The sequence below is a fragment of the Olsenella absiana genome (assembly GCF_036408855.1).
Taxonomy (GTDB): Bacteria; Actinomycetota; Coriobacteriia; order Coriobacteriales; family Atopobiaceae; genus Olsenella_K; species Olsenella_K absiana.
In genome coordinates this window covers 81,371-104,680 of record NZ_JAZGJQ010000001.1, presented here as the reverse complement: position 1 = coordinate 104,680, position 23,310 = coordinate 81,371, and the positions used below count along the sequence as shown (strand labels likewise).

Sequence of the window (23,310 nt, the reverse complement as noted above, 5' to 3'; positions counted from 1 at the left end):
CATGCGCTGGCGCGGACGCGCCCTCGCCGTGTGGGCGACGGTCTCGGTCGCCCTCGTCGTGGCGACGCCGCTCTTCCTCTTCGGCTACGTGCTCCTCAAGGGCGCGGGGGTCATCAGCTGGGAGTTCCTGACGCAGGCTCCCTCCGGGGCCGTCCTGGGCGAGCGGGGCGGAATCATGCCGGCGATCGCGGGAAGCCTCTGGTTCACGCTGCTCGCGTGCCTGCTCGGCGGCGTCCCCGCCATCGCCACTGCCGTCTACGTGGAGTTCCTCTGCCCCAGCCCGCGCATGGGCGCGCTGGTGCGCGGCGTCGTGCAGTGCATGTCGGGGATCCCCTCCATCGTGCTCGGGCTCTTCTCCTACTCCCTGCTCGTGCGCGACCTCGCCTGGGGACGTTGCATCCTCTCCTCGAGCGTGGCGCTCGCGATCATGATCGTTCCCTTCGTCGAGGTCCGGGTGGAGAAGGGCCTCCACGAGGTGCCCCGCTCGCTCGTCGAGTCCTCCTACGCGCTCGGTTGCTCCAAGCTCTACACGGTGCGCAACATCGTGCTGCCCGCCGCGCGCGGGTCGATCTGGGGTGCGCTGGCTCTCGGCGCGTGCTACGCCATGGGTGCCACGGCGCCGCTCATCTTCACTGGCGCGGTCGCCTACGCCGGCGTCCCCACGAGCGTCATGCAGCCGGCCATGGCGCTCCCTCTGCACCTGTACCTGCTGGTCGCCCAGGGCGCGACGTCGCTCGACCTCGCCTACGGGACGGCCTTCGTGATGATGGCCATCGTGCTTGTCGGCAACGTGGCCGTCGCCGCCTACTCGAGATGGAGCGTGAAGCGATGGATGAGGTCGTAGGGACGCGCGGGGCCGCCGGGGTCGGCGCGGGCGCTGGCAACGAGGCCGGGGTCGGCGCGGGCGCAGGTAACGGCGCGGGAGGCGCCGCGGGGACGGGCGCGGACGCGAGGCCGGCCGACGAGGTCGTCGGCATCTCGCACCTCACGGTCTCCTACGACGGCGCCGAGGCCCTGCACGACGTCTGCCTCTCCGTGCGCGACCGGCGGATCCTCGCGGTCATCGGCCCCTCGGGCTGCGGCAAGACGACGCTGTTGCGCTCGGTCAACCGCCTCGTGCTCGAGGAGCCACGGGCGCAGGTCTCGGGCCAGGTGACCCTGCGGGGCCGCGACGTGGCGCGCATGCCCGCAGAGGAGCTGCGAAGGAACGTCGGGATGGTCTTCCAGGAGCCCTCCCCCTTTCCCTTCTCGATCTGGCGCAACGTCACCTACGCGCCGCGCTACTTCGGCAGCACGCCCAAGCGGGAGCTCGACGGGCTGGTACGGGAGAAGCTCGAGCTGGTGGGTCTGTGGGACGAGGTCTCCCGGGACCTGCGTAAGAGTGCGCTCAGGCTGTCCGGCGGGCAGCAGCAGCGGCTCTGCATCGCCCGCGCGATCGCCGTGGACCCCCAGGTCCTCCTGCTCGACGAGCCGTGCTCCGCGCTCGACGTCAACGCGACCGCCACGGTGGAGCGCGCCCTCGCCCGCCTGCGCGAGCGCTACGCCATCGTGGTGGTCACGCACAACATCGGCCAGGCGCGCCGCATCGCCGACGAGGTCGCGTTCATGAGCGAGGGGCGCATCGTGGAGCGGGGCACGGCGGAGCAGGTGCTCGACCACCCGCGGAGGGACGAGACGCGCGCCTTCCTGGCCGGCTGGCGCTAGCGCCTCGGCGCCGGGCGGCGGGCCGGGCGGCGGGCCGGATGCCGCATGCGCGTGCGGATGCGGCGCCGCGGAGCGAGCCGGGCGGCGTGCCGGGTTCCGCATGCGCGTGCGGATGCGGCACCGCGGGGCGAGCCGACGGGGGTTGCGCAATCCGACAGGGCATCCGTTGCAGTATTCGGAGTTAGGGACGGGTCCGGGCACGCTTGCGGTCCTCGCCGCCAGACGGGCGACGGGCGCCATCGTATTTGCCCAGGATTCCGTCGGACGACCCGGCGCCCGAGGCGCCCGTCGCGGCTGGCCGGCCTTCTCACCACGCCGGACCCGTCCCTAAGTCCCGAAATTGCACTCGTCGCCATGAAGAGCTGCGCGGAGCCCGCGGAATCCTCCCCGCGGGGCCCGCGCGGGCAGAACGAAGGGGAGGCGCCCTCGTCGGACGCCTCCCCTTCGTTCACAACATATTTGGAAGGTTTATCGCAGCCTGCTGGACAGGCGCGGTCGCCGGGCAAACGGCTAGCTCAGACGGACCTCGGCTGCCTTATCGGGACGGAAGTTGACCTCCATGTCGGAGATGTTGTAGTGAGTGAACTCGGAGGAGTGCTTGTCGTTCAGGGAGTAGGTGCGGATGAACTTGCCCTTGTCCAGCGAGGACCAGTACTCGGTGTCCCACTTCATGTAGCCGTCCTCGTCGGACTGCACGTCGTCGAAGTGGAGCTCGACCTGGCGGCCGTTCTTGATGAACTCGAGCAGGCCCTCCTTATCGGTATCCACCTTCGTGTGATTTACGGTATCTTCTACAATCACGACAAGCTCCCTTCAAGTACTCTTCTCACTGGTAGCGCCTCTTATGCGCAAATCACCACAGCGATGAGTATTCTATTGCGCCCGCCTTCGTCTCACGTCCGGCTTCACGCGAGCGGTCAGATTGGGCGCGCGATCGCCCGGCACCCCGCCGCGGCCGTCGTGCGCCGCGGCCGTCGTGCGCCGCGATCCATGCGTGCGCCGCGCGTGCGCCGCGGCCCGGACGCCCGCTACCTCAGGCTCGCGAGGGAGGGGTGCACCTTGTCCTTGGCGGAGAGCACCAGCTTGGAGGGGTCGAACGCGTCGTCGCCCTCCAGCGGTGGCCACTCGACGCCGACCTCGGGGTCGTTCCACATGATGCCGCCCTCGTCGTTGGGGTGGTAGACGTCATCGCACTTGTAGCAGAAGACCGCGCGGTCGGAGAGCACGAGGAAGCCGTGGGCGAAGCCCCGCGGGATGAACAGCTGGCGGCGGTTCTCGGCCGTGAGGACGCAGCCCTCCCACCTGCCCCAGGTGGCGCTACCCGGCCTGAGGTCGACGGCCACGTCGAAGACGCTGCCCTCGACCACGCGCACGAGCTTGCTCTGCGGGTGCTCGATCTGGAAGTGCAGGCCCCTCAGCACGCCCTTGGTCGACATGGACTGGTTGTCCTGCACGAAGTCGACGTCGATGCCGCCCGCGACGAAGTCGGAGCGCTTGTAGGTCTCCATGAAGTAACCGCGCTCGTCGCCGTACGACTTCACGTCGACGACGATGACGCCCTCGATCGCGGTCCTCGTGAAGGTGAAGTTACCCGAAGTTACCCGCTCTGCCATCGCTCTCCCCAGATCCTCTCGCCTGCCTGCCGTCTCGGCGCGCGGCGCGCGGCGCGCGCCCGCCCGGCGCCCGGCTTCGCTCCCCGTCGCGCCTGGCGCCTAGCGCCCCTCGTACATCCGCGCGTAGTAGCTCTGGTACGCGCCGCTGGTCACGTGCTCGACCCACTCCTCGTGGTCGAGGTACCAGCGGATCGTCTTCACGATACCCTCCTCGTAGGGGGTCTCCGGATACCAGCCGAGCTCCTCGCGGATCTTGTCCGGCGCCATGCCGTAGCGTCGGTCGTGTCCCTTGCGGTCCGTCACGTGGCGGATGAGCCCCTCGTCGATCCCGGAGTCGCCTGTGGCCTTGGCGACCTCCGCGATGATGGTGCGCACGATGTAGATGTTGGCGCGCTCGTTGTGGCCGCCGACGTTGTAGACCTCGCCGAGCCTGCCGCCTGAGAGCACCATGTCGATCGCCTTGCAGTGGTCGTCCACGTAGAGCCAGTCGCGCACGTTGAGGCCGTCGCCGTAGACGGGCAGCTCCACGTGGTTGACGCAGTTGTGGATCATCAGCGGGATGAGCTTCTCGGGGAACTGGTACGGGCCGTAGTTGTTGGAGCAGCGCGTGATCAGCGCGGGGAAGCCGTAGGTGTCGTGGTAGGCCTTCACGAAGAGGTCCGCCGAGGCCTTGGACGCGCTGTAGGGGCTGTGGGGCGAGAGGGGCGTATCCTCGCGGAAGTAGTCGGCTGCCGCCGGGTCCGCCGGGCTGCCGTCCGGGTTCAGCTCCTCGGGGATCTGGAGCGTGCCGTAGACCTCGTCGGTCCCCACCTGCAGGAAGCGGTGGTCGCCGAAGCCGCCGGCGCCGTCGTCCCAGGCGGCGCGGGCGCAGTTGAGCATGTTGACCGTGCCCAGGACGTTGGTGTCGGCGAACACGCCGGGGTTCTCGATCGAGCGGTCCACGTGGCTCTCCGCCGCGAAGTTCACCACGTAGTCGGGCGAGAACTCCTCGAAGACGCGCGCGACGTCCTCGCGGGAGCGGATGTCGGCGTGCACGAAGCCGTAGCGCGGGTCGCCCTCCACGGACGCGAGGTTCTCGAGGTTGCCCGCGTACGTCAGCGCGTCGACGTTCACGATGCGCACGTCGTCGTGCTTGCGCAGCATGTAGAGGACGAAGTTGGATCCGATGAAGCCGGCGCCGCCGGTGACGAGGTAGGTCTTCATAGCTCTCCTAACCGGCAAGTTCGCCGTAGTTGCATGCGTAGCTGGCGAGGGCCTCGCGCCAGGGCCTCATCTCGTTGCCGAGGCCCCGCTCGAGGCGCGCGTTCTCGAGGCTCGAGAACCGCGGGCGGTCGGCCGAGCCCGGCACCATCCGCTTGTACTCCTCGGAGGTGCACCGCCTGACCTCGCAGTCGCGCCCGAAGGCGTCCATGATGGCCTCCGCGAAGTCCGCCCAGGAGCAGGTGCCCTCGTTCGTGCAGTGGTAGGTGCCAAAGTCCTCGGTGGCGGCGATGCGCAGCACCTCGTGCGCGACGTCCGCCGCACTCGTGGGGTTGCCCAGCTGGTCGTCCACCACGGTGACGTGGTCGTGCGCGTCCGCGAGGCGAAGCATCGTCTTCACGAAGTTGCGTCCCACGTAGCCGTAGAGCCAGGCCGTGCGCACCACCATCGTGCGCGGGTTGTTGGCGAGGGCGAGCCCCTCGCCGGCCAGCTTGGTCCTGCCGTACGCGCTGATGGGGGCGCAGACGTCGTCCTCCGTGCGCGGCGTGGGGTCGCTCCCCGGGAAGACGTAGTCGGTCGAGACGTGCACGAGCTTGGCGCCCTGCTCGCGGCTCGCGCGCGCGAGGTTCAGCGGCCCCAGCGCGTTGGCGCGGAAGGCGGCCGCCTCGTCGGTCTCGCAGCCGTCCACGTTGGTCATGGCCGCGCAGTTGACGAAGAGGTCGTAGGGCGCGCGGGCCGCCAGCCACGCGCTCGTGGCCGCCCAGTCCGAGACGTCGAAGTCGTCCAGGTCGACGAGGTCGACCTCGGCGCCGGAGAGCTCGGCGGGCACCTCCCCTATCTCCGTCCTGCCGCTCTCGAGCGCGCGCCCTAGCTCGTTGGCGAGCTGGCCGCGCGCGCCGGTGATGAGAATCCGCATGTCCTTCTCCCCTGCCTTGCCTTGCCTCAGCGGTCGCGCCGTTCGCTGCGGCTGCGCTCGCTGCCGCGCCGACCGCGCCGAGGCCGCGTCCTTCTCCGCTAGGCCTCGTCGTAGTGCCGGTCCGGCACGATGCCGCCAGCCGCGACCATGCGCAGGTGCTTGCCGTAGTCGCTCTTGCCGTAGCGCTCCGCGCACTCCAGCAGCCGCTCCCGCGGGATCCAACCGTTCTCGTAGCCGATCTCCTCGGGCACGGAGACGGGCAGGTCCTGGGCCTTCTCGACCGTGCGCACGAACTCGGAGGCCGCGAAGAGCGACTCCATGGTGCCGGTGTCGAGCCACGCGTAGCCGCGGCCGAGCGTCACCACGTCGAGGGAGCGGTCCTCGAGGTACATGCGGTTGAGGTCGGTGATCTCGTACTCGCCGCGCGCGGACGGGCGCACGCGAGCGGCCAGCTCCGTCACGCGCTCGTCGTAGAAGTACAGCCCCGTGACGGCGTAGCTGCTCTTGGGGTGCGCGGGCTTCTCCTCGATGGAGATCGCGTTGTAGTCCGCGTCGAACTCCACGACGCCGAAGCGCTCCGGGTCGTCCACGCGGTAGCCGAAGACCGTCGCGCGGCCCGCCTCGGCGTTCGCCTTCGCGCGGCGCAGGTGCCGGGTGAGGCCGTTGCCGTAGAAGATGTTGTCGCCGAGCACCAGGGCGCAGGGGCCGTCCGCCACGAAGGGCGCGCCGATCACGAAGGCCTGCGCGAGCCCGTTGGGCTCGGGCTGCTCGGCGTAGGACAGCGAGACGCCGAAGTCCGACCCGTCGCCCAGGAGCCGCTCGAAGTTGGGGAGGTCGGCGGGGGTCGAGATGATCAGGATGTCCCTGATTCCCGCCAGCATGAGGGTGGAGAGCGGGTAGTAGACCATGGGCTTGTCGTAGACGGGCAGGAGCTGCTTGCTCGTCACGGTGGTGAGCGGGTACAGGCGCGTTCCGCTGCCTCCCGCCAGGATGATGCCCTTCATGCCGAACCTCCCGGAGATGCCTGTCGCGCCGCGCGGGCGCCATGCCGACTCACCATGCTACCAAGCGGCGGGCCGCCCGGCGCCACGCGTCGGCCGTATCCGGAAAATCAGCGCGTTAGCGCACGGTCTTGATGTGCGACCGCGGGCGAGAAGGACGCGGGGCCCGCCGGGCGCCGGGGGCCGGCCCGCCGGGCGGCGGCCAGGCGGGCGGCGACCGGGCGAGAAGGACGCGGGCTAGCGAGCCCCCGCGGAGGAGGGCACGGGGCTGCGGCTCCCCGTGAGGTCGAGCACGCTGTCCGCGAGCTCCGCGCAAGCCGCGTCGAAGTCCTCCTCGGGGGCGTCGAGCGGGAGGTTCCGCAGGTTGAGCTCACGCGCGCGCACGGCCGCGACGAGGTCCTCGAGCTGCTCCGAGGTCCTGGCGAGGTCGGAGCTCACGCTCGCCTTCTCCTCCGCGTGCGCGCCCATCCCCTGGCGGTTTGCACGCACGAGCATGACCCGCAGGAACAGCACGACCACGCCGACGGCGACGAGCACGACCGCGAGCGGGGCGAACACCTCGGGGAACGCCGCGGGCGCGGCCGCGGCGACCGTGCCGTCGTGCGGCAGGAGGGTCGCGACGAGCATCAGCGCGCCGAGCACGACGAGGACGACGCCGACCCAGAGGCTCACGCCCGCCGTGCGCAGGTTGCCCTTGAGGAAGGAGTACTTGCCGCTGACCTTCTCGTGCTCCTCGCCCTTCACGCGCTCGAAGGCGGCGAGCGCGTCGGAGCAGGACCCCTCGGCGGCCGACGTTGCGAGCTCCACCTTGGGGACGCGCCTCGCGGCGACCTGGCACATCTGGTCGAGAAGGACCTGCTCCTGCGCCTGCGCCTGGGAGAAGCGCTCCTCGGCGTCGGCGCGGGCGCGCTCCATGTGTCGCTTGAGGTCGAGCGGGGCGAGCTCGAGCGCGAGCGCCCAGTCCTCGTCGTCGAAGGCGTCCTCGAAGGCCGCGCGGGCCTCGGCGAGGTTGGAGAGGCGCTGGTCGTAGGGGGCGCGGATGCCGTTAGCGGCGGTGTCGGCCAGGGTGGCGCGGACCTCGGCGCGCAGGGCGGCGGAGTCGGGGGCGGGCTCGGCGGCGGGCGCGGGCTGGCTAGCGCCGGGCTCGGCCACGGCCTCGCTGGCGTCGGGCTCGGCCTCGGCGGCGGGCGCGGGCTGGATGGCGGCGGGCTCGGGCTGGCTGGCGGCGGGCTCGGCGGGGGCGGCCGCAGGGACTTCGGGCTCGGGGGCTTCGCTCTCGGACTCGGTGTCGGAGCCGGCTGCGGCCTCGGAGCCGGGCGCGGGCTCGGTGTCGGAGCCGGCTGCGGCCTCGGAGCCGGGCTCGGCCGCGGGCTCGGATACGGCCGCAGGCCCGGGCGCGGGCGCTACCGCGGGCTCGGGCTCGCCGGCATCGGCCGCGGGCTGCCCGGACTCGAGGTCCTTCTCGGAACCCGCGCCCTGCGCGGCCTCGACGTCCTTCTCGGAGCTGGCTGACCGTTCGGTCTCCGCGACCTGCGCGCTGGCTGGCTCGTCCTTGGCGGCCGCCTCGCCCTCGGCGCCGACGCCCTTCTCGGCATCGACGCCCTGCTCGGCCTCGGGACCCTGCGCGGCGGCGCGCTCCGCTGCCGCGGCATCAAGCTCGGCCTGCAGTTGCAGGACGTCCGCCAGGGGCGTGCGCTCGGCGGGCGTGACCTCGATGATCTTCTCCGCGATGGCGGGCAGCTCCTCGAGGCCCATGAGGTGGCGGGAGGCCAGGTACAGCTGCAGATGTGCCTGGGGGCTCGACGAGTCCGCCTCGAGCGCGCGGGCGAAGTAGTCCGCCGCCGCGTCCCAGTCCTGCTCCGCCAGGCTCTTGTTACCGTGCTTGACCAGCGAGTTCACGGCCGCCGCCGTCGCCCGCGTGCTGTAGTTGTCCATAGGGTCGCCGACCTCCCGGAAGGTGGTTTAGAAGCGGGGCGCGCCGCGCCCGTCAGGAACCTACGATAACCCAACGCGGCGCCGGTTCGCGCGTGCCGGCTCGCACGTGGCTGTCCGCACGCGACGGTCTGCGCGCGCCACCGGTTCGCACGTGCCGGCTCGTCGGACGCCCGCACGCGAAGGGGCCCGCCCCTCCCGACGCAACGGCTCCAGCCGGCGCTCGGGCAGGGACGGGCCCCGCTTGTCTCTATGTGAGGGTGAGCCGCACGGGAGCTGCAAGAGAGCTGCGAGGCTCGTGCGAGCCGCTCACCGAGGACCGCCGGTTCTCGCCAGACGGCTCCTCCGAGGACGCGCTGAGGGGCTTACTCCTCCTCGGCGAGCGCCTCCTCGATCTCGTCGGTGCGGTTCATGGTGTCGTAGACGTTCTGGACGTCGTCGAGCTCCTCGAGGCGGTCGACGAGGCGCTGGACCTTCTTGGCGTCGCTCACGGAGACGTCCGTCGGGGTGGTCGGGATCATGGTGAGCTCGGAGCCCTTGACCTCGATGCCCTGGTCCTCGAGGCCCTTCACGACGTCCTGGAGCGCCGTGTAGTCGCAGGTGACGATCCACTCGTCGCCGGCGTCCTCGTAGTCGTCGCCGCCGGCCTCGGCCACGGCCATCATGAACTCGTCCTCGTTGACGGCGTTCTCGCGGTCGGCGACCTTCTTCTCGTCGGAGACGATGACCTTGTCGACGGCAATCTGGCCCTTGCGCTCGAACTGGAAGGCGACGGAGCCGGAGGTGCCGAGGTTGCCACCGGCGTGCGTGAAGGCGGAGCGGACGTCGGCCGCGGTGCGGTTGAGGTTGTCCGTCAGGCACTCGACGTAGAAGGCGACGCCAGCGGGGCCGTAGCCCTCGTAGGTGACCTCCTTGTAGACGACAGCCTCGGCGCCGGTGCCGAAGGCCTTGTCGATGGCAGCCTGGATCTTGGCGTTGGGCATGGAGACCATGCGGGCGCGGGCGACGGCCGCGGCGAGCGACGCGTTGTTGTCCGGGTTGGGGTCGCCACCAGTGCGGGCGGCGACGGTGATGTTGCGCGAGTGCTTGGAGAACAGCGCGGAGCGCTTGGCGTCGATCGCTGCCTTCTTGTGCTTGGTGGTTGCCCACTTAGAGTGTCCGGACATGCACATCTCCTTCTTGCCTGCCGGCACGTCGCGCTCTCCCGGCACCCTCCGCCGATCGCACCGCACGTCGCGCCCGCTGGGCCACATCGAACTGCTTCGCTCTGAGGCCCGTGATGCCAGACGCGGCGAGAGCACGCGATAGCCCGGGGCCAAACATACGCATGTTACAAAAAACCATCGCAGGCTGTCGAGTCCCCTCGCGGTTTTTTCGAAGAGCCTGCACAAGGGCGGCGGCCGGTCGGCCGGGGGACGGGCCCTCCGGAGGCAGAAGACCTCTCAGGCCCGGCACGACACGGCCCGGCACGGCTCCTACAGCACGCACACAACAAGCAAATCGCTTTTTCTCGACAATTTTCCAATATTTTGTTCACATTGCGCGATTTGCGCCCTTGCAAATCGCTATTTCTCGACAAATTTTTCGATTTTTGTCGAGAAAAGTGGATTTGCTCCACGGTTCATCAATTGCTTAATCACAGGGCGGAGGTACTGGAGGCCCTCGAAAGACCAAAGCGGCCCTCAGATCGCCTCTCATTCGGTCCCCTCGAAGGTTCGGTCCCCTCGAAGGCCTCCGCGCGAGCCGGCATGCGGGGCCCGAGGCGTGCCGAGGCGCGAGGCCCGAGGCGAGCGGTGCCAAAGGCGGCCTCCGACCGACGAAGCAAGGCCGGCCGATCGGCCGGTCTGCCTGCCGCCTCTACGCCCCCGACGCAGAGCTCGCCGGCACGAAGGTGATGCGCTGGTAGAGGTCACTCGAGTCGATCGCGTCGGTCGCCACGGAGGAGCCCGCGGAGACGTCGGAGGCCTCGATCGCGTTGCCGGTCGCCTTGTTCACCACGAGGTAGGAGCCGTCGCTGTTCTGTCGCAGCTGCCAGCGCTGCGTGTCGGAGCCCGAGGCGGCGCTCGCGTAGAGGGCCTGGCCGGCGGGCGCGGTCGCGTCGCCGCAGTCGAGCACGAGCCCGTTCGCGAACGAGAGCGTGCAGGTCTCGTCGTCGTTGACCGCAAGGGTCAGCTGCTCCGTGAAGGCGTCAGTCCCGAGGCGGGCGACAAGGACGGTGGTGTAGTCGCTGTCCTGGTGCCCGTTGGCGGCCAGGACCGCGCCGTCGTTGTCGGTCACCTCGAGGTAGTAGGTGCCTGCCGCAAGCCCGGCAATCTGGGTGGGCGCCTCGGCGGCGGCCTGCCCCTGCTGCGTCTGCGACTCCGACGCCGGGGCCGGCTGCCCCTGCTCGCCCGCGCGACGCGCTTTCGCCGAGCCGACGGCGAGCGCGACGCCCACGATGGCGACCGCGACGACGAGCACGCCGGCGACGAGCGGCAGCAACGGCGACTTCCTGCGGTCGATCCTGCCGGTCATGGGCGCGTTGTGCCTGCGCTGCGGGACCTCGGCGCGCATCCCTTGCCGCGCGGCCCCCTGCCGTGTGACCCCCTGCCGTGTGGTCCCCGGGCGCGCGGTCCCCTGCCGCACGCTCGCCGGGATGGCCGAGCGCATCCCCGTCGCATGGGCGGCGCCTTCGCGCCTTGGCGCCTGGGGCGCACGTCCTTCTCCGATGCGCTCCTCGGCGCGGACGTGCGCCCCGCGCAGGTGGCCCTGCGGCGTGCGCTCCCCCTGCGCGGCGAATTCGTGCATGTCGTCGGCGTCGATGCGGGGCAGGCCCATGGTCAGGCCCCGCTCGTCGCGCGGACGGACCCTGCGGCGGGCCTCGTCCTCCCTGCCGAGGCGCCTCAGCTCGCCGGTGGAGCCGATGCCGCCCGTGCTGTCGATGTAGTTGGTGCCCTCGATCCGCGGCAGGGCGCCGGTGCGCTCGTGCGGGCGCTGCCTCTGTGCCCTGCCGGCACCAGAACCCCGATGGTCGCTCTGCTGCATGAGTACCTCCCAAGACGAAGCGTCGCCGGACGGCCGCTCCGGGGACGTCCGGAGCGCTCTGACCTCTAGAGCCGCGGGGCGATGCGTACGATTATAGGTCCACGCGCGGACGCGACGCGCGCGACAAGCGGCCATTTCGCGACATAACCCCTGCTATCGGGCGCAGGAGGCCGAGAAGGACGCGCGCTCGCGACCGTCCGCCTAGAGGTGCCACCGCACGGGGCGCCGGCGGGTACCGCGCGGGCCCCTCTTGCTACAGTCTTTCGTGTAGCCCCGCCCCGCCCGCCGCGCAGGCAGGCTCGCGAAGGGCGCCCCGGAAGAGGGAGGTCGACATGCTCTACATCGGAAACTTCAGCTACAAGGACGCCAACGACACCAAGGACAACTTCGTGCTGCTCCCCACTGTCGTCAGCGCGCAGAGCCCGGAGGAGGCGCTCGAGAAGCTCGCGGTGATGTTCCAGGAGACCCGCCGCAGCTCCGACCTCCTCGACGGCGCCAAGGAGATCTACCTCGACTCCCTGACGGAGCTCGAGGAGGCGCCGGAGGACGGCCTGCTCGTCCAGTGGCAGAAGATCGTGCCCGCGGTCGACGGCCTGTGCTCCATCACGGCGGCGCTGCCGGACATCGACATCGAGTCGGACGACGTGAACGTCTACGACCTCAGGGAGGGCGGCGCCGAGGGCGACGACCTCGAGCTCGAGGACCTTCTCGACGACGAGGACGTGGACGCCGAGGCCGTACCCGAGGACCCCTTCCTCGAGTTCTAGCAGAATTTCGCCCCAGGGCCGCTGCCAGCAGCCCCCTCCGCCGCCCGGGCCCGGCCGCCGTGCCGCGCCCGGGCGGCGCCTTGCGACCTACGCGAGAGGCGCGAGGGAGCAGACGCGCTCGTAGGCGCCGAAGGCGAACCTCCCGTCCCTCAGGCTGACCTCGATCCGATACCCCTGCAGGTTGGCGACCTGCCAGCGGAAGTACGCGAGCGGGTCGCGCCGGCGCGTGGGGCTGTCGACGAAGGCGCTCATCGCCGCCATGATCGTCCCGCCGTGCGCCACCACCACGACCCGCTCGTCTCCGCGCGCGAACGACGTGGCGAGGATCCCCTCGAGCGCCGCGGAGGTCCTCCGCACGAGGTCGGCCCTGGACTCCCCGCCCGGGCAGCGCCCCACGCAGCAGCCGTCGACCCAGGCGCGGTAGGCGGCGTCGCCCGCCATGTCGTCCGCGCTCCTGCCCTCGAACTCGCCGAAGTCGAGCTCCCTGAGTCCGTCCACGACGACCTGCGCCGCGTCGGGGAAGCAGATCGCGGCGGTCTGGCGCGCGCGGACGAGCGGGCTCACGTAGACCAGGGGTACGCGCGAGCAGCTGCCCGCGCGACGGGCCTGCCGCCTCCCCTCTGGGCTGAGCGGCTCGTCGGTGCGCCCCACGTAGCGGTGCAGGTCGTTGCCGCTGGTCCTCCCGTGGCGGAGAAGGACGAGGGTCAGCGAGGCTCCTTCCGCGCCTCCGGCGCGCGCCCGGACCCCGGCGGCCGTGCGGGTTGCGACCCCGCCCGCCGGGCCCGCCCCGGCGACCGCGTCCGCCGGGGCGGCCGCCACCCGTGCGACCGGCTCGCCCTTGAGGACCTGCGGCACCCCGCAGACCATCCTCACCACGCACTCCGCGCGCTCCGCGAGGTCGCAGGCGAGCCGGCCCGCGCGCTCGCGCCAGGCGCGCTCGTCCGGCCCGGCGGGCACCACGCCGGCGCCCACCTCGGTCGCGACCACGACCTCGCGCGCCGCGAGGTCGGCGAGCGCCCCCTCCCCCACGGGGCCGGCGAGGGCGAGCAGCTGCGCGTCCACGACGACGGGCGCGCCGGGGTCGGACAGCGCTCCGTCCGGGCTTGCATAGGCGAGGTCCTTCTCGGCAAAGCCAAGGGAGCGGACGTAGGTGCGCTTCCCCGAGGCGACGCCACCGGTGACGAGCATCATAGCAGCTCACAGCCCTTCTCTTCGAGGCCCGGGCGCAAGGCGCGCCGGGCGATCCATCGGTCAGCGCGCCGGGGCCCGGCGCACGCCGGGCGGCGTCCGGCCAGCGCGCCGGGGCCCGGCAGGCGCCCGCGAGGCGCGCCGGCCGCAGTACCTCACGCGAGGTGCGTCGCCACCACCAGGCAGGCGAGCATCACGAGCTCGGCGACCTCGAGGAAGAACCCCGCGAGGTCGCCGCTCATCCCGCCGAAATGGCGGGCGGCGAAGCGGCGGAGCCAGAGCAGCGACGCGACGCCTCCTGCGGCCATGGCAGCCGCGGCGGCGCCGGAGACCCACGCCGCCGCGGCCACCCCGGCCGCCCATTCGGCGACGAGGGCCGCGAGCGAGCGTCGCTTGTCGGCCGAGGCGCCGAATGCGGCGAGCATCCCCTGCCCGGAGCTCCGCGGGAAGGCGAGCGTCGCCACCCCGGAGAGGCAGCGGCTCTGCCAGTGCAGGCCGGCAAGCAGCGCGGCCGTGGCGGGCGCGGCGTCGAGCTCGGAGGCGAGCGCGAGGTAGGCCATGAGGTAGCAGGCCACGCCGACGATCGCGAAGGCGCCCGTGTGCGGGTCCTTGAGGATCTCGCGCTTGCGGGCGAGCTCGGCGTGGCTCGACTGCGCGTCCACGACGTCGGCGAGGCCGTCGAGGTGGATGCCGCCCGTGACCGCGACCGGCGCGAGCGCGACGCCGGCGGCGCGCAGCAGCACCCCCACGGAGGCCGCCCGGCACAGCGCGAGCCAGCCCCAGAGCACGAGTCCGATCGCGAGGGCGACCCACGGGAAGAAGGCCATCGCGTAGCGCATGCTGTCCCGGTCCCACTCCACCCGCGGCATGGGGACCTTGGAGAAGCACCCGAACGCCACGACGAGCGAGCGGACGAGCGTCCTAGCGCGCGACAAGGGCGTCCCCTCCCCTCAGGTAGTTGGGCCGCGAGGCCACGACCTCCACGACCTCGTCCGAACCTCGCGCCACCCTGCACGCCAGCGTGCCCAGGAGCCGCACGTACCTCTCCGTCGCGAGGCGCGGGTCCCCCGGCCCCGCGAGGACGCGCGCGGCGCCCGGGACGAGGCAGTCCACCCCCTCGCAGCCGACCTCGCAGCCGACGACGACCACGTCGTCGAAGCGCGCGTAGACGGCCTCGAGGTCCCCCTCGGCCCGCTCCAGGGCGAGCACGGGCGCGACCTCGGCACCGTCGGGCGAGAAGAGCCTGTTCGCGAGGAGATTCCCCAGGTCCTCGACGAGGGCGCAGCCGCCCCGGAGACCGAGGGAGTCGAGAAGGGCGCCCACGTCCGGCCCGGTCCCGGCGGCCCCGGCTCCGGCGGCGCCGGGCCCCGCGTTCCCGGGCCCCACGGCCGGGTCCGAACCCGCGTCCGCGCCGAAGAGCTCGACCGTCCGGAACCCCTTGCCGCGGCGCAGCTCGCGGTGGCGGCGGATCCTCGCGGCGGCCTCGCGCCCGGCGGGCGCCATGGTCGCCACGTACGTGCGCGGGGCCGCGAGCCCCATCGCGCGCGCCTCCGCCCAGGCACTCTTGCCGCTCGAGGCGGCCCCCGTGACCAGCACCCTCATCGTCGCCTCCCGCACCGGGCCAAGGCCCGCGTCCTTCTCCGCCGCTCCCGCCTCCGGGCCACCGTCGCCCCAGCTACAGGTCCGGGTCGTAGGCCACGACGCCGGCGTCCTCGAAGGTCGTCCCGTTGTAGAGGGAGAGGGCCATGTCGAGCAGCGGCACGAGGCAGACGGCGCCCGTCCCCTCGCCGAGGTGCATCCCGGCGTGCAGGACGGGGTCGAGGCCCAGCTCGTCCATGAGCGCCCGGGCGGCGGGCTCCACGGACAGGTGCGACGGCAGGATCGCGCACCTGCAGGAGGGGCAGAGCCTGACCGCCGTGAGGGCGCCCACCTCGCTGATGAAGCCGTCCATCACGACGGGCACGCGCCAGAGCGCGCCGCCCAGGAACATGCCGGCGAGCGCGGCGATGTCGAAGCCGCCGAGCTTGGCCAGGACGTCTACGGGGTCGTCCGCGTCCGGGCGCCGGGCCGCCACCGCCTCGCGGACGACCTCCACCTTGTGGCGGAAGTCCGCCTCGCTGAGGCCGGCGCCCTTGCCGGTGACCGCCTCGGCGCTCGCGCCCAGGTAGACGGAGGCCATCGCCGAGGAGGTCGTGGTGTTGCCGATGCCCATCTCGCCCGTCGCGACGAGGCCGTAGCCCTCGCGGGCGAGGCCGCCGACGAGGTCTGCGCCCACCTGGACGGCCTCGAGCGCCTGCTCCCGGCTCATGGCCGGCTCGTGCAGGATGTCACCGGTGCCGCGGGCGACGTTTCGGTCGAGCACGCGCGGGTCGGCCGACGGGCGCGCCATGCCCACGTCGACGGGCACCACGTCGATGCCCACCGGCCGGCACATGGCGCACACCGACGAGCGCCCCTGGGCGAGCGCGTCGGCGATGGCGAGGGTGATCTCGGAGCCGCCCTGGGTCACCCCCTCGGCCACCACGCCGTTGTCGGAGCACACGACCGCGACGCAGCGCCGGGAGACGTCGACGTCGGGCGAGCCGGTGATCCCGGCGATCTGCGTGACGAGCTCCTCGAGCCTGCCGAGGCTCCCCACGGGCTTCGCGACCGCGTTCCACCGGTCGCGCGACGCCCGCATGGCCCCCTCGTCCAGGGGCCTGATCCTTGCTTCCAGCTCGCCGAAGTCGAGCATGATCCCACCTCTCGTTCGTCTCCACCGCCGCGCCGGCACGCCGCGGCGGGCGCGGGCGCGGCGCTACTCCCGCTCGTCGCCCGAGGCGACGTAGAGCAGGGCGTTCACGATCGCCGCCGCCACGTTGCTGCCACCCTTGCGCCCGCGCGCCACGATGCGGTCCACGTCGTGCGCGAGGAGCAGCTCCTTGGACTCCACCACGTTCACGAAGCCCACGGGCACGCCGACGACGAGCGCGGGCCGCACGAGCTCGCCGGAGTCGAGCAGCTCGCAGATGCGCACGAGGGCCGTCGGGGCGTTGCCCACGCAGAGCACGAGCGGCCGCCCGAGCGCGGCGGCCTTGTCCATCGCCACGGCCGAGCGGGTGAGCCCGAGCTCGCGGGCGCGCGCGGCCACGTCCTCGTCGCCGATGAAGTTGAGCACGCGGCCGCCGAAGCGCGCGAGCACCCGCTTGTTTATCCCCGCCATCGCCATCGTGGTGTCCGTCACCACGTCGCAGCCGCGCCTCAGGGCCTCGGCCCCCCGGCTGGTCGCGTGGGGCGAGAAGGACAGCGAGTCCGCGTAGTCGAGGTCGGCCGTGGTGTGGATCACGCGCTTGATGACCGGCGCGTCCTCGGGGTCGAGCACGCGGTCGCCCAGCTCCTCGCCGATGATCTCGAAGCTCCGCCGCTCGATGTCGCGCGGCCGCACGAAGGCGAGCCCGCCGAGCTCCCGCGCACCGCCCTCCGCGCTCACGTCCCTGTCGCTCATACGCCACGCTCCAGAATCTCGTAGACGAGCCCCATGTCCAGGTTCCCCCTCAGCAGGTCGGCCAGCTGGTCGAGCTGCTCCTCGCGGTAGGCGTCGAGGTCGCGCACCCGCACGGCGCCGGCGGGCAGGCCCCGGCGGGCGAGAAGGGCCTCGACCAGCGCCGAGGTGACCTCGCCCGAGTCGAGGAGGCCGTGCAGGTAGGTGCCGTAGACGCACCCCTCCTGGCAGCCCTCGGCCACCTCGCCGCCCGCGCCGTCGGCGAGCAGGCAGAGGGGGCTTCCGCCCGAGACCACGGTCCGCCCCAGGTGGATCTGGTAGCCGAAGACCGCGCGCCCCGAGAGCGGCGCGAGGGGCCCTCCCACGGAGGCGAGCCTGCCGCTCGAGCGCACCTGGCACTTCTCGGGCACGAAGGTCGTCCGCACCGGGAGGAGCCCCAGGCCGCGGAGGGTCCCGCCGCCCTCGGTGCCGAGGGGGTCTGAGACCTCCTCGCCGAGCATCTGGTAGCCGCCGCAGATGCCGAGCACGGGGGTGCCGGCGCCCGCGCGCCTGACCACGAGCGCCTCGAGGCCGCTCTCCCGCATCCACCTGAGGTCGGCGAGGGTGGCCTTGGTGCCCGGCACCACGATCAGGTCCGGCTCGCCGAGCTCGCCCGGCCGCGAGACGTAGCGCACCCCCACGCCGGGCACCTGCGAGAGCGGCAGCAGGTCCGTGAAGTTGGAGATCCTCGGCAGCCTCACGACCACCACGTCGAGCACCTGCGTCCGGTCGCGCGCGTCGAGGCGCTCGGAGAGCGAGTCCTCGTCGTCGAGGTCGAGCCGAGCGTAGGGCACCACGCCGACGACGGGCACCCCCGAGCGCTCGCGCAGGACGTCGAGCCCCGGGTCGAGGATGGTCTTGTCGCCCCGGAACTTGTTCACTATGGTGCCCCTGACCAGGGCGCGCTCGTCGGGGTCGAGCAGGAGCAGAGTGCCGAGGATCTGGGCGAAGACGCCGCCGCGGTCTATGTCGCCGGCGAGCAGCACCGGCGAGCGCGCGATCTTGGCCATGCCCATGTTCACGAAGTCGTCCCGCTTGAGGTTGACCTCCGCGGGGCTGCCCGCCCCCTCGATCACCACGACGTCGAAGCGCGAGGCGAGCTCCGCGAAGGAGCGCTCCACCACGGGGACGAGGGCGGCCTTGTAGGCGTAGTAGTCCCGGGCGGACATGGTCCCGAGCACGCGGCCGCCCACGATGACCTGCGAGCCCGTGTCCGTGGTGGGCTTGAGCAGGATGGGGTTCATCGCCGGCTCGGGCTCGATCCCCGCGGCCGCCGCCTGCAGGACCTGCGCGCGGCCGATCTCCGCGCCGTCGGCCGTGACGCCGGAGTTGAGCGCCATGTTCTGCGCCTTGAACGGCGCCACCGAGAGGCCGTCCTGGCGAAGCACGCGGCACAGGCCCGCCACGAGCAGGCTCTTGCCCACGCCAGACATCGTCCCCTGCACCATGATCGGCCGAGCCGTCATCCGAGCACCTCCGCAAGCGCCCCGAGCAGGGCCTCGTTCTCCTCGTGCGTACGCACCGCCACACGGTACCACCACGGGCCGCCGCCGTCGCCGGGCGCGGCGGCGCCAGCCTCCCCGCAGCCCCCCGCGAGCCGGGTGCCGCCCTCCCCGCAGCCTCCCGCGAGCCCGTGGAAGTTCTCGCAGCGGCGGACGAGGAAGCCCCGGGCGAGCAGGGGCGAGAAGAGCTCGCGGTCGCTCCTCACGAGCAGGAAGTTGGCCTCCCCCTCCACGACGCCGAGGCCGAGCGCGCGCATGCCGGCCACGAGCCGGGCGCGCCCGGCCGCCACGTAGGCGCGCGTGCGCTCGACGAAACCCGGCTCCGAGAGCGCGGCCACCCCCGCGACCTGCGCCGGCGTCGAGACCGCCCAGGGCTCGCCCTGCGCGGCGAGCCCCGCGAGGAGCCCCGCGTCGGAGCAGACGCCGTAGCCCACCCTGAGCCCCGCGAGCGCGAAAGTCTTTGTCAGAGCCTTCATGACCACGAGGTTGGGCCAGGCTCCGGCGAGCGCCACGCCCGAGGGCCGCTCGCAGAAGTCACAGAAGCACTCGTCGAGCACCACGGTCGCGCCGACCTCGGCGGCGCGCGCCACCACACGCCCCAGCAGCCCGAGGTCCACCCCGAGCGAGGTGGGGTTGTTCGGCGAGGCGAGGAAGACGAGGTCGCAGCCGCAGACGTCGTCGAGCACGCGCTCGGTGAGCCTGAGGCCGTCGCGCTCGAGCAGGGCGTGGCGCACGACGGAGGCCCCCACCTGCTCCAAGGCCTGCTCGTAGCCCGAGTAGCACGGCGCCGTCACGAGCGCGCGCGCCGGGCGCAGCGCCCGGCAGACCCGCGCCATGAGGTCGCTCGCGCCGGCCGTCGGCAGCACCCAGGCGGCGTCGACGCCCTCGAAGGCGGCGATGGCGCGCCTGAGCGCCGCGCAGTCCGGGTCGGGGTAGGCCGCGTACGAGTCGACCGAGCGCACGAGCGCCTCGCGCGCCGCGGCCGGCATCCCGAGCGGGTTGACGTTGGCGGAGAAGTCCGTGCACCCCGGGTGCGCCCACACGTCCCCACCGTGCTCGAAGCGCCCCATGGGGCGCGGGTCCCCCTCGCCCGCGGGAGCGCCGGCGGCGCGCCGCGAGCGCGCGTCCTTCTCGCCCGCCTCCTTGCCTAGAGCCACAGCGGCACCTCCCATACTGTCGAGATCGCCCACGAGAGGGCGAGGCAGGCCGCCGCCGCGAGGCCCGCCGTCGCCAAGAGCAGCCGGTTGGCGCGCCTGACGTCGGCCGGCTCGACGGGGCGGTCGTCGTCGCCGATCCAGGGCTTGTGCACGACCTCGCCGAAGTAGCTCGCGTCGCCTGCGAGCCTCACGCCGAGCGCCCCCGCGCAGGCGGCCTCCGTCCAGGCCGAGTTGGGCGAGGCGTGGCGCGCGTGGTCGCGGCGCATGACGCGCCAGGCTCCGGCTGCGTCGAGGCCCACGAGGCCCGCGGCGGCGCACATGAGCGCGCCGGTGGCGCGGGCGGGCACGAGGTTGGCGACGTCATCTGCGCGCGCGGCGGCGGTGCCGAAGTGGCGGTAGCGCTCGTTCCTGTAGCCGACCATGGAGTCCATGGTGTTCACGGCCTTGTACGCCACGCCGAGCGGCGCCCCGCCCAGGGCCATGAAGAGCATCGGCGCCACGACGCCGTCGGAGGAGTTCTCCGCCACGGTCTCCACGGCCGCGCGGGTGACGCCGGCCACGTCGAGCGCGGCGGTGTCGCGCCCCACGATCATGGAGACCGCCTCGCGGGCGCCGGCGAGGTCACCCGCCTCGAGGGCGCGGCAGACGCGCATGGACTCCACGCGCAGGGACCTGGTCGCGAGCATCTGGTAGCAGACCACGCACTCGAGCGCGAGCGAGAGGGGCGGCCACACGAGGGCGGCGAGCCCGAGCGCCAGGGCGCAGGCGCCCCACGAGGCGGCCACGACCAGCACGGCCATGGTCGCGCCCGCGGCGCGCTCGCCCGCGGGCGTCTTGGGGAAGGCGGGCCGGAGCAGCCCCTCCAGCCAGGATATGAGCCGGCCGATCCAGACGACGGGGTGCGGCCAGCCGTGGGGGTCGCCGAGGGCGAGGTCGAGGGCGAAGCCCACCGCCAGGGCGACGAGGTGCTGGTGCGGCATCACGAGGCGCTCACCCCCGCCCCGGCGTCCGCGCCCGGGCCACCGACAGCGCCCGGGCCGCCCGGCGCGCCCGGGCCGCCCGCGCGGCGCGCGTAGTCGCGGCAGGCGCGGGCGAAGCGCGTGGCCGCCCCCACCTCGGAGTAGAGGTCCACGTGCGGGAAGCCCGCATGGAGCGTAGGCGTCGCGTGCACGCACTCCCAGGAGCGCCCGGAGCGGGGCTTGGTGGCCGAGAAGGACGCGCCCGGATCCTCGCTGTCCCAGTAGTGGAACTCGTGCGCGCGCAGGGCACCCCCGCGCGCGGCGAGAAGGCCGTCCACGCGCGACTCGAGGCCCACGTAGCCGAAGCGCCTGAGCCTGTCGCAGCGGAAGGCGCGCGCATGCACGACCCCCGCCATCTCGTACCAGGTGCCGTCGGCGCCCTCGAGGGCGTCGTGCAGGTAGAGGAAGCCGCCGCACTCGGCGACGGTCGGCAGGCCGGAGCGGACGGCGCGCGCCACCTCGGCGCGCATCCGCGCGTTGGCCTCGAGGGCGGCGGCGTGGAGCTCTGGGTAGCCGCCGCCGAGGTAGAGGCCGCAGGCGTCCTCCGGCAGGCGTCCGTCCGAGAGGGGCGAGAAGCCCACGAGCTCGCAGCCCAGCTCGTGCAGGGTGTCGAGGGCGTCCTCGTAGTAGAAGCAGAAGGCCTCGTCCCTGGCCACGGCGACGCGCGCGCCGGCGGCCACGGGCGCGAGCCCGCGCGGCTCGTAGGCGAGCGGCGGGGCCTGGCGCGCCAGGGCGAGCAGGGCCTCCACGTCGAGCGTCTCCGCGAGGGCGTCCGCGACGAGGTCGACCTTCTCGCCTAGGCGCTCCACCTCGGCGGCCGTGACGAGCCCGAGGTGGCGGCTCTCGAGCGCGGCGCCCTCGAGCTGGGGCAGGTAGCCCAGGACGGGCACGCCCGACTCCTCCTCGACGGCCCGCCTGAGGGCGGGGAAGGCCGCGGCCGAGGCCCGGTTGAGCACGACGCCTGCCACTCTGCTGTCCTCGCGCATGCGCCGGACGCCCACGACCTCGGCGGCGAGGGTGCGCGCGCGGCCGCGGGCGTCGACCACGAGGACGCAGGGGGTCTCGGTGCGACGCGCCACGTCCCAGCTCGAGGCCTCGTCGGTCAGGCCGACGCCGTCGTAGTAGCCCATGACGCCCTCGACGACGGTCACGCCCTCGCCGTCCGCGCCCTTGGCGAGCAGGCGCCGGACGTCGGCCTCGCCGGAGAGGTAGAGGTCGAGGTTGCGCGACGGCACCCCCACCACCTCGCGGTGGAACATGGGGTCGATGAAGTCCGGCCCGCACTTGCACGCGCGGGGGGAGAGACCCTGCCGCGCGAGGAGCCTGAGCAGGCCGCAGGTGACGGTCGTCTTGCCGGCGCCGCTCGAGGTGGCCGCGACCATGACGCGCGGGACGCTTGCCGTGGCCACGCTAGGCCTCCCTTCCCGCTGCAACGCCGCAGGCCTCGCCCGCACCGCCGGCCTCGCCAGCACCGCCGGCCTCGCCCGCGCCATTCGCGGAGAAGACGAAGACCGGGTTCTGGGCGAGCATGAGGTGGTGGTCGCCCAGGGCGCGCGCCCTGCTGACGGAGACCTGCACCGCCTCCACGTCGGCCATGCCGAGCCCGGAGAGGCAGCCCGCCGCCTCGGCGACCGTCTCGAGCGAGACGGCCGTGACGACGACGCGCACGCGCGGGTTGGCCGCGAGCGCGGACGCCACGACCTCGCGCAGCCGCCCGGCCGACCCGCCGACGAAGACGCAGTCCGGCGCGGGCAGCCCCTCGAGCGCCGCGGGAGCCTCCCCGTGCACGACGGCCAGGTTGGCGAGGCCGAAGCGCTCCTTGTTGCGGCGCACCAGCTCGCAGGCGCGCCCGTCGCGCTCGACGGCGAAGACGCGCCCCGCCGGCGCCGCCAGCGCCGCCTCCACGGAGACGGAGCCGGTGCCGGCGCCGACGTCCCACACCACCGAGGAGGGGCGGAGCCTGAGCTTGCAGACCACGAGCTCCCTGACCTCCTCCTTCGTCATGGGCGCCTCCCCCCGCACGAAGGCGGAGTCGGGCAGGCACGGGGCCGACCCCGCGCGCGAGACGGGCCGCGCGTTGAGCACGATCAGCGACGTGAGGTCCGCGAAGGAGAAGGACGCGAGCTCGGCGGCGGTGCCGCGGACGACGCGCTCGTCGGCGTACGAGAGCCGCTCGCCGGCAACGACCTCGACGTCGCCGAGGCCGCGGCGCACGAGCTCGACGCACACGTCCTGCGCCTTGGTCGCGCCGCCCGTGAGCACGAAGGTCTTCGCGTGCGCCTGCACGGCGCCGGCCGCGTCGCCCTCCCTTCCGTGCACGGAGACGACGAAGGCGTCCTGCCAGGGCACGCGCGCCCTCGCCGCGAGGTAGGAGAGGGAGGAGACGCCCGGGACCTCCTCCACGTCCCAGCCCACGAGGCGCCCGGCGAGCAGGGCCGCCCCGCTGAAGAAGCCGACGTCGCCGGAGTAGACCACGCTCGCCGTCTCCGCGCGCGCCCCCTCGAGGGCGGCGACGACGTCGTCCGCGCGCACGGCCGCCACGAGCCGCGGCGCGCCCGGGACGCCCGGGGCCTCCGGCGCCGCGGCCGCCGCAGCTGCCGACGCCGGCTCCTCGCCCGCGCCCGGGTCAAGGCGCAGCAGGTCGCGCACGCAGTCGAGCATGCGCGGCGCGCCCACGACGAACCCGCTCGCGGACAGCGCGTCGCGCGCCGCGAGCGTGAGCGTCGCCGGGTTCCCCATCCCTATGCCTACGAGGTAGACCTTCATC

At 72.9% G+C, this 23,310-nt stretch carries 21 protein-coding genes; 3 read left to right on the top strand and 18 right to left on the bottom strand.

Going from position 1 to position 23,310, the window contains the following annotated elements; translation table 11 throughout:
* Nucleotide 1 precedes the first annotated feature (1 nt).
* A complete protein-coding gene (locus tag VXJ25_RS00410; RefSeq protein ID WP_330957229.1) occupies nt 2-844 on the top strand; it encodes a PstA family ABC transporter permease in 843 nt (280 codons plus the stop codon).
* The gene (locus tag VXJ25_RS00405) at nt 829-1,704 is read left to right on the top strand and encodes a phosphate ABC transporter ATP-binding protein (protein ID WP_330957228.1); all 876 of its coding nucleotides are present in this window, start codon (nt 829-831) and stop codon (nt 1,702-1,704) included. The genes VXJ25_RS00410 and VXJ25_RS00405 overlap by 16 nt, the downstream gene beginning before the upstream one ends.
* 510 nt (nt 1,705-2,214) lie before the next feature.
* On the opposite strand, the gene VXJ25_RS00400 is transcribed toward VXJ25_RS00405, so the two are convergent.
* From VXJ25_RS00400 to VXJ25_RS00365, 8 genes are all read right to left on the bottom strand, one after another.
* On the bottom strand, nt 2,215-2,472 hold the full coding sequence (locus tag VXJ25_RS00400; RefSeq protein WP_330957227.1) for a hypothetical protein: 258 nt from the start codon (nt 2,470-2,472) through the stop codon (nt 2,215-2,217).
* A 260-nt stretch (nt 2,473-2,732) separates the two neighbouring features.
* Nucleotides 2,733-3,317 carry a dTDP-4-dehydrorhamnose 3,5-epimerase gene (rfbC, locus tag VXJ25_RS00395; RefSeq protein WP_330957226.1) on the bottom strand — a complete coding sequence of 195 codons (585 nt, stop codon included), beginning with the start codon at nt 3,315-3,317 and terminating at the stop codon, nt 2,733-2,735.
* Nucleotides 3,318-3,416: 99 nt separating this feature from the next.
* A complete protein-coding gene (gene rfbB, locus VXJ25_RS00390) occupies nt 3,417-4,520 on the bottom strand; it encodes a dTDP-glucose 4,6-dehydratase (RefSeq protein ID WP_330957225.1) in 1,104 nt (367 codons plus the stop codon).
* Between the two features lie 7 nt (nt 4,521-4,527).
* Nucleotides 4,528-5,433, bottom strand: a complete 906-nt coding sequence (gene rfbD, locus VXJ25_RS00385; protein WP_330957224.1) for a dTDP-4-dehydrorhamnose reductase — start codon at nt 5,431-5,433, stop codon at nt 4,528-4,530.
* A gap of 98 nt (nt 5,434-5,531) precedes the next feature.
* On the bottom strand, nt 5,532-6,437 hold the full coding sequence (gene rfbA / locus VXJ25_RS00380; protein ID WP_330957223.1) for a glucose-1-phosphate thymidylyltransferase RfbA: 906 nt from the start codon (nt 6,435-6,437) through the stop codon (nt 5,532-5,534).
* A 234-nt stretch (nt 6,438-6,671) separates the two neighbouring features.
* Nucleotides 6,672-8,369 carry a hypothetical protein gene (locus VXJ25_RS00375; RefSeq protein ID WP_330957222.1) on the bottom strand — a complete coding sequence of 566 codons (1,698 nt, stop codon included), beginning with the start codon at nt 8,367-8,369 and terminating at the stop codon, nt 6,672-6,674.
* A gap of 362 nt (nt 8,370-8,731) precedes the next feature.
* A complete protein-coding gene (locus VXJ25_RS00370) occupies nt 8,732-9,532 on the bottom strand; it encodes a YebC/PmpR family DNA-binding transcriptional regulator (RefSeq protein WP_330957221.1) in 801 nt (266 codons plus the stop codon).
* 691 nt (nt 9,533-10,223) lie between these two features.
* The gene (locus tag VXJ25_RS00365; RefSeq protein ID WP_330957220.1) at nt 10,224-11,390 is read right to left on the bottom strand and encodes an RICIN domain-containing protein; all 1,167 of its coding nucleotides are present in this window, start codon (nt 11,388-11,390) and stop codon (nt 10,224-10,226) included.
* Nucleotides 11,391-11,722: 332 nt separating this feature from the next.
* Between VXJ25_RS00365 and VXJ25_RS00360 the strand changes: the two genes are divergently transcribed.
* The gene (locus tag VXJ25_RS00360; protein ID WP_330957219.1) at nt 11,723-12,157 is read left to right on the top strand and encodes a hypothetical protein; all 435 of its coding nucleotides are present in this window, start codon (nt 11,723-11,725) and stop codon (nt 12,155-12,157) included.
* Between the two features lie 87 nt (nt 12,158-12,244).
* On the opposite strand, the gene VXJ25_RS00355 is transcribed toward VXJ25_RS00360, so the two are convergent.
* The 10 genes from VXJ25_RS00355 to cbiT all read right to left on the bottom strand — a co-directional run bounded on the left by VXJ25_RS00355 (nt 12,245) and on the right by cbiT (nt 23,309).
* The gene (locus VXJ25_RS00355) at nt 12,245-13,348 is read right to left on the bottom strand and encodes a bifunctional adenosylcobinamide kinase/adenosylcobinamide-phosphate guanylyltransferase (protein ID WP_330957218.1); all 1,104 of its coding nucleotides are present in this window, start codon (nt 13,346-13,348) and stop codon (nt 12,245-12,247) included.
* Between the two features lie 152 nt (nt 13,349-13,500).
* Nucleotides 13,501-14,280, bottom strand: a complete 780-nt coding sequence (locus VXJ25_RS00350; protein WP_330957217.1) for an adenosylcobinamide-GDP ribazoletransferase — start codon at nt 14,278-14,280, stop codon at nt 13,501-13,503.
* Nucleotides 14,267-14,947: a bifunctional adenosylcobinamide kinase/adenosylcobinamide-phosphate guanylyltransferase gene (locus VXJ25_RS00345; protein WP_330957216.1), complete on the bottom strand. Its 681-nt coding sequence runs from the start codon at nt 14,945-14,947 to the stop codon at nt 14,267-14,269. The genes VXJ25_RS00350 and VXJ25_RS00345 overlap by 14 nt, the downstream gene beginning before the upstream one ends.
* A 73-nt stretch (nt 14,948-15,020) precedes the next feature.
* Nucleotides 15,021-16,079 (bottom strand): nicotinate-nucleotide--dimethylbenzimidazole phosphoribosyltransferase, encoded by a 1,059-nt coding sequence (cobT, locus tag VXJ25_RS00340; RefSeq protein ID WP_330957215.1) that lies wholly within the window; start codon nt 16,077-16,079, stop codon nt 15,021-15,023.
* A 63-nt stretch (nt 16,080-16,142) separates the two neighbouring features.
* Complete coding sequence (locus tag VXJ25_RS00335) at nt 16,143-16,829, bottom strand: precorrin-8X methylmutase (protein WP_330957214.1); 687 nt, start codon at nt 16,827-16,829, stop codon at nt 16,143-16,145.
* Nucleotides 16,826-18,331: a cobyric acid synthase gene (locus tag VXJ25_RS00330; protein WP_330957213.1), complete on the bottom strand. Its 1,506-nt coding sequence runs from the start codon at nt 18,329-18,331 to the stop codon at nt 16,826-16,828. The genes VXJ25_RS00335 and VXJ25_RS00330 overlap by 4 nt, the downstream gene beginning before the upstream one ends.
* Nucleotides 18,328-19,524 (bottom strand): pyridoxal phosphate-dependent aminotransferase, encoded by a 1,197-nt coding sequence (locus VXJ25_RS00325; RefSeq protein WP_330957212.1) that lies wholly within the window; start codon nt 19,522-19,524, stop codon nt 18,328-18,330. Before VXJ25_RS00325 ends, VXJ25_RS00330 begins: the two co-directional genes overlap by 4 nt.
* Nucleotides 19,515-20,504, bottom strand: coding sequence for an adenosylcobinamide-phosphate synthase CbiB (gene cbiB, locus VXJ25_RS00320; protein ID WP_330957211.1), 990 nt, complete (start codon nt 20,502-20,504; stop codon nt 19,515-19,517). Before cbiB ends, VXJ25_RS00325 begins: the two co-directional genes overlap by 10 nt.
* The gene (locus VXJ25_RS00315) at nt 20,504-21,952 is read right to left on the bottom strand and encodes a cobyrinate a,c-diamide synthase (RefSeq protein ID WP_330957210.1); all 1,449 of its coding nucleotides are present in this window, start codon (nt 21,950-21,952) and stop codon (nt 20,504-20,506) included. The genes cbiB and VXJ25_RS00315 overlap by 1 nt, the downstream gene beginning before the upstream one ends.
* A 1-nt stretch (nt 21,953) precedes the next feature.
* Nucleotides 21,954-23,309 carry a precorrin-6Y C5,15-methyltransferase (decarboxylating) subunit CbiT gene (gene cbiT, locus VXJ25_RS00310; RefSeq protein WP_330957209.1) on the bottom strand — a complete coding sequence of 452 codons (1,356 nt, stop codon included), beginning with the start codon at nt 23,307-23,309 and terminating at the stop codon, nt 21,954-21,956.
* Between the last annotated feature and the right edge of the window lies 1 nt (nt 23,310).

What these genes read in the sequence shown, in the direction of transcription:
- cbiB (WP_330957211.1), bottom strand. Translation starts at nt 20,504, where the DNA reads ATGCCGCACCAGCACCTCGTCGCCCTGGCGGTGGGCTTCGCCCTCGAC.
- rfbB (WP_330957225.1), bottom strand. Translation starts at nt 4,520, where the DNA reads ATGAAGACCTACCTCGTCACCGGCGGCGCCGGCTTCATCGGATCCAAC.
- VXJ25_RS00375 (WP_330957222.1), bottom strand. Translation starts at nt 8,369, where the DNA reads ATGGACAACTACAGCACGCGGGCGACGGCGGCGGCCGTGAACTCGCTG.
- VXJ25_RS00410 (WP_330957229.1), top strand. Translation starts at nt 2, where the DNA reads ATGCGCTGGCGCGGACGCGCCCTCGCCGTGTGGGCGACGGTCTCGGTC.
- VXJ25_RS00335 (WP_330957214.1), bottom strand. Translation starts at nt 16,829, where the DNA reads ATGAGCGACAGGGACGTGAGCGCGGAGGGCGGTGCGCGGGAGCTCGGC.
- VXJ25_RS00345 (WP_330957216.1), bottom strand. Translation starts at nt 14,947, where the DNA reads ATGAGGGTGCTGGTCACGGGGGCCGCCTCGAGCGGCAAGAGTGCCTGG.
- VXJ25_RS00365 (WP_330957220.1), bottom strand. Translation starts at nt 11,390, where the DNA reads ATGCAGCAGAGCGACCATCGGGGTTCTGGTGCCGGCAGGGCACAGAGG.
- rfbA (WP_330957223.1), bottom strand. Translation starts at nt 6,437, where the DNA reads ATGAAGGGCATCATCCTGGCGGGAGGCAGCGGAACGCGCCTGTACCCG.
- cobT (WP_330957215.1), bottom strand. Translation starts at nt 16,079, where the DNA reads ATGCTCGACTTCGGCGAGCTGGAAGCAAGGATCAGGCCCCTGGACGAG.
- VXJ25_RS00355 (WP_330957218.1), bottom strand. Translation starts at nt 13,348, where the DNA reads ATGATGCTCGTCACCGGTGGCGTCGCCTCGGGGAAGCGCACCTACGTC.
- cbiT (WP_330957209.1), bottom strand. Translation starts at nt 23,309, where the DNA reads ATGAAGGTCTACCTCGTAGGCATAGGGATGGGGAACCCGGCGACGCTC.
- rfbD (WP_330957224.1), bottom strand. Translation starts at nt 5,433, where the DNA reads ATGCGGATTCTCATCACCGGCGCGCGCGGCCAGCTCGCCAACGAGCTA.
- VXJ25_RS00370 (WP_330957221.1), bottom strand. Translation starts at nt 9,532, where the DNA reads ATGTCCGGACACTCTAAGTGGGCAACCACCAAGCACAAGAAGGCAGCG.
- VXJ25_RS00405 (WP_330957228.1), top strand. Translation starts at nt 829, where the DNA reads ATGGATGAGGTCGTAGGGACGCGCGGGGCCGCCGGGGTCGGCGCGGGC.
- VXJ25_RS00360 (WP_330957219.1), top strand. Translation starts at nt 11,723, where the DNA reads ATGCTCTACATCGGAAACTTCAGCTACAAGGACGCCAACGACACCAAG.
- rfbC (WP_330957226.1), bottom strand. Translation starts at nt 3,317, where the DNA reads ATGGCAGAGCGGGTAACTTCGGGTAACTTCACCTTCACGAGGACCGCG.
- VXJ25_RS00330 (WP_330957213.1), bottom strand. Translation starts at nt 18,331, where the DNA reads ATGACGGCTCGGCCGATCATGGTGCAGGGGACGATGTCTGGCGTGGGC.